1 protein-coding gene is annotated in these 290 nt (G+C 66.9%); it reads right to left on the reverse strand.

The features are described 5' to 3' along the window. Positions 1–290, reverse strand: a 290-nt coding sequence (locus QWY29_RS20120; protein WP_300963008.1) for a fasciclin domain-containing protein, incomplete at both ends; no start/stop codon positions are given.

Raw genomic sequence — 290 nt, forward strand, 5'->3', positions numbered from 1 at the left:
GGTTTGCCGGGGACCACGTGGTAGAGCAGCACGGCCTCGAGCGTGTCGACGTCGACATTCTTGACCAGCGCCTTCGCCGCGCGACGCTCGGTGCGCGCCGCCTTGTTGCCGACCAGGTTGCGGGTCAGCTTCTTGAACGCGAAGTCGTTGGGCAGGAAGGCGGTCGCCTTGAAGTCGCCGTCGGCCAGCACACCGACCGCGCTCTTGGGCTTGTTCCTCAGCACGACGCGCACGACCCGGTCGAGGACGTCGAAGTCCTTGCCCGTGCGGTCGAACTTGTTGCCGTCCGC

It is taken from the genome of Nocardioides abyssi, from assembly GCF_030412915.1.
Classification (GTDB): domain Bacteria; phylum Actinomycetota; class Actinomycetes; order Propionibacteriales; family Nocardioidaceae; genus Nocardioides; species Nocardioides abyssi.